This is a genomic window from Mucilaginibacter sp., assembly GCF_039935595.1.
In the GTDB taxonomy this organism is placed as follows: Bacteria; Bacteroidota; Bacteroidia; order Sphingobacteriales; family Sphingobacteriaceae; genus Mucilaginibacter.
In genome coordinates this window covers 1-3,656 of the sequence record NZ_JBDTJZ010000133.1, presented here as the reverse complement: position 1 = coordinate 3,656, position 3,656 = coordinate 1, and the positions used below count along the sequence as shown (strand labels likewise).

Here is a 3,656-nt window from a genome sequence, read left to right as displayed (position 1 = left end):
TGGTTGCTTTAGCCAATACCGCATATCTGCCCTTTAACTTGCCCTTGGTATTTAAGGTGGTTATAGCCTCGGTAGCTTTTGGTTTGGTAAGCTACCTGTTTGCGGTTATGGTACACCAAATTAAAGCCGGTTTTTTAAAAATATTCAAAGTTCAATGGCTGATACCGGTTGCAGGCGGACTTATTATTATAGCCTTAACCTATGCCTTAGGCAAACCCGATTATTTAAGTTTGGGTGTTGATGCCGAATATCCCGGTTCGATTACTATTCCCTCAGCCTTTTATGCAAATGGTGCGGATACCTGGAGCTGGTTATGGAAAACTGTTTACACTACCATAACCTTAGCTACCGGCTTTAAAGGGGGAGAGGTTACACCTCTTTTTTATATAGGCGCAACATTAGGCAATACATTGGCCGCATTAATGAACTCTCCGGCAGGACTTTTTGCGGGTTTGGGCTTTATTGCTGTGTTTGCCGGGGCTACCAAAACGCCACTGGCTTGCACCTTAATGGGTGTTGAGCTTTTTGGCAGCCATTACCTGGTGTTATTTGCCATTGCTTGTTTTACCGCCTATTTTTTTAGCGGACATAGGGGGATTTATAGTTCACAACAAAAGGTTTTTGAGGCCGGCTTTCATCAATCCAATTATTTCAGCCAAAAATTCAGCAGGTACAGGGCCAATTTCTTGAAAAAAAAGGGCAGGGTTTGATCACACTTTCCCTTATGGATAAAAAAGTGTTGATATTTAACAAGACTTATAATTTTTATATCTTGATTAATAAAATTATTTTTAGAGACAATTACTATCAATGAAGTTCGCCTATTTAATAGTTACCCATAAGGAACCTGAGCAATTTATTAGGTTATTACAAACCATAGATTCTGACGAGTCGTTATTCTATATTCATGTTGATAAAAAGGTAGATATTGAACCTTTTAAAAAAGTAGAAGAGGTTATTGACCCTAAAAAAATTATCTGGTTAAAGAGGAAAAGTATTATTTGGGCGGGTTTTAATATGATACGCGCCACTTTGGATGGCTTGCACGAGATATTAAATTCGAAAGAACAGTTGTCGCATGTTACGTTATTGAGCGGACAGGATTATCCTATTAAACCAATAGCAGCTTATCATGATTATTTGATCGCTAATTATGGTAAGGATTATATTGAAACATCCGAAATGCCCAGAAAAGGATGGCAAAGCGGTGGTATGGACAGGATTTTATACCATCATCTTATTTTCCCTAAATTCAGGATCGCTTATCCGTTATTATCGTATTTAAATGTTAAACTCCGGTACAGAGAAGGTGGCAAATGGGACCTGTATAAAAAAATAGTAGGCTTTTTGCCAAAACAAAAGGATTTCCCGAGGGAGTTTTTAAAAAATACAAAACCTTACGAAGGATCACAGTGGTGGACCTTATCAATCCTCAGCGTAAAAAACATAGTTAACTTTTTAAATAACGATCCAACTTTTTACAACTATTTTAAATATACCCATGTTGCTGATGAGATATTTTTTCCGACCCTGGTGAAAAATAACAATATCAATATCGAAGAAAATATCATCAATAATAACTTGCGTCATATTGACTGGAACAGCAATACCGGGCATCCCCGCACACTTGATATGACCGATAAAGAGGTCCTGTTAAATTCAAGTGCTTTTTTTGCCCGCAAGTTTGATATGGACAGCGAAATATTAAGCTGGATTGATAAAGAGTTGTTAAAAAAAGACAGTTTGTAGTATCATGAACAATTACAAGATATTTTGTAATACCAAACTCCCCTTTTTAGAGGATGTTAAAAGTAATTTTGGCGATCTGCAAATTGATTATTGGCCACACCCTGGCAATATAACCGACGAAGCTTTACGAAAAGTGTTTAACACTTATGATGGTGTTATAACCACGCATACCGTTAAAATTGACAGCAGATTGTTTGATGCTGATTTTAAAGTAAAGGCCCTGTCAAGTTATGGCACAGGGCAGGATTATATGGATAAACCGTTCCTGACATCAAAAGGCATAAAAATTATAGGTATATATGATGAGCATGTGTACTCGACCGCCGAACTGGCTTTGGCTTTGGGTTTAAGCTGCATACGAAACATTAAAACATCAGGCGATTATGTTAGAGAGGGAAAATGGGTAACAGAAGGCTTAACGCTTTACATGGGCGATAACCTATACCAAAAAACATGGGGGATTATAGGCATGGGCAAAATTGGTGTTAAGCTGGCTACTATGCTTAAAGCTTTTGATTGTAAGGTAATATATACAGCCAATAGTGATCATAAAAACGAGTGGGAATATTGCAGTAAAGAAGAATTATTAAAAAGAAGCGACATCATATCCATACACTTACCGCTAAAGGATGATACCGTAAATTATATTGACGAGCCGGAACTTAAATTAATGAAGAAAACGGCCATACTGGTAAATGTGGCACGCGGCCGGGTTATAAACAATGCAAAGTTGTATGCGTATTTAAAGGCCGGCCTGATAGGTAGTGCAGCTTTAGATGTGACGGACCCTGAACCATTGAATGATATAACTATAACCGGCATCCCTAATTTGTTGATAACACCGCATATTGGTACTGCCGCAGCTTATACACGCAAACAAATGACGGAAGCATCCATCAGAAACTTAATATCTGTACTGGATAGTATTTAATAATCCATTTGTTGTTGTTCGGTGTTTTCCTGCTGCGATGGGTCAATCTCGCAGGGATAACCAAACAGGCAGCGCTCTTTTATCATAGTGGCTACTTCGGCAGGCACATATTCTTCCCAGCCGCCAGGTCCTTGTTTTATCAACTCCAACACCTTATTAGTTTCTACATGCAGGTTGTTTTCGTTGTAATGCCTGATGTCCTCAATTTTATTATTGGCGATCAGATACCTGTACAAATCAATTAAATGCGCGGGAGGATTAAAGCGCAGACAGTTCCAAATTACACCATCGCGCAGCGTAGGATAAATAAACAGTTTTACCTTACGGCTAAACAGCGTGGCGAACGATTCTAAAATCCCGCCCTCCAGATCGCTGTAATGCTCTTCCGAGAATATGTACTCCAGGTTGGGATAACCCAAAACCACGCCCATTTTTAGTTTAGTGATTTTTGAAAGATAGGCTACCAGCTTGTAATATTCGTGAAAGTTGGAAATTAAAACAGTTTGCCCTAATGAGCATAAAATATCAACCCTTTCCAGGAAATCTTTTTCATCAATATCAGCTGTTGCATCGGCATCGCGCTCCTTCAATGCTTGTAGTGTAAGTTCAGTAACTACTACTACGTTATTTTTATCTACATCGCTTTCCTGCATAAACTGCTTTACGCCGGTGTTCAGCATATCTAAATGCACATTAATGAGCGGACGGAAACGGCCGCGAACAACTACAATATGCTTTTTATATAATACTTCTGATGGTTGCAGATTTTGTCCGTCGGGCCCAAATACCGCCGCGTCCGAAAATCCGTATTTTACCAGATGCAGACTCATCAGCCGGTTATCAACCTTGGTAAAGTTTGGCCCTTCAAAACGTATCATATCTATTTGTATCCGGTCCTTCGACAGGTCATCCATCAACGATAACAAGAAAACAGGAGGGATGGTGTGGTAATTAAAACAGGCATAAATGAGATTAA

3 protein-coding genes and 1 pseudogene are annotated in these 3,656 nt (G+C 38.9%); 3 read left to right on the top strand and 1 reads right to left on the bottom strand.

The window, feature by feature from the left end:
- The 3 genes from ABI367_RS09020 to ABI367_RS09010 form a co-directional block, all read left to right on the top strand.
- Nucleotides 1-710, top strand: a 710-nt coding sequence (locus ABI367_RS09020) for a chloride channel protein (protein ID WP_462226749.1), incomplete at its 5' end; no start/stop codon positions are given.
- Between the two features lie 100 nt (nucleotides 711-810).
- Nucleotides 811-1,749, top strand: coding sequence for a beta-1,6-N-acetylglucosaminyltransferase (locus ABI367_RS09015; RefSeq protein ID WP_462226747.1), 939 nt, complete (start codon nucleotides 811-813; stop codon nucleotides 1,747-1,749).
- Nucleotides 1,750-1,753: 4 nt separating this feature from the next.
- Nucleotides 1,754-2,680 carry an NAD(P)-dependent oxidoreductase gene (locus ABI367_RS09010; protein WP_462226746.1) on the top strand — a complete coding sequence of 309 codons (927 nt, stop codon included), beginning with the start codon at nucleotides 1,754-1,756 and terminating at the stop codon, nucleotides 2,678-2,680.
- Here ABI367_RS09010 and ABI367_RS09005 read toward each other — a convergent pair.
- A pseudogene (locus ABI367_RS09005) lies at nucleotides 2,677-3,656 on the bottom strand (TonB-dependent receptor); the annotation flags it as partial. The gene ABI367_RS09010 and the pseudogene ABI367_RS09005 sit on opposite strands and share 4 nt — an antisense overlap.

Coding starts and splice junctions, on each gene's coding strand:
- ABI367_RS09010 (WP_462226746.1), top strand. CDS start 1,754: ATGAACAATTACAAGATATTTTGTAATACCAAACTCCCCTTTTTAGAG.
- ABI367_RS09015 (WP_462226747.1), top strand. CDS start 811: ATGAAGTTCGCCTATTTAATAGTTACCCATAAGGAACCTGAGCAATTT.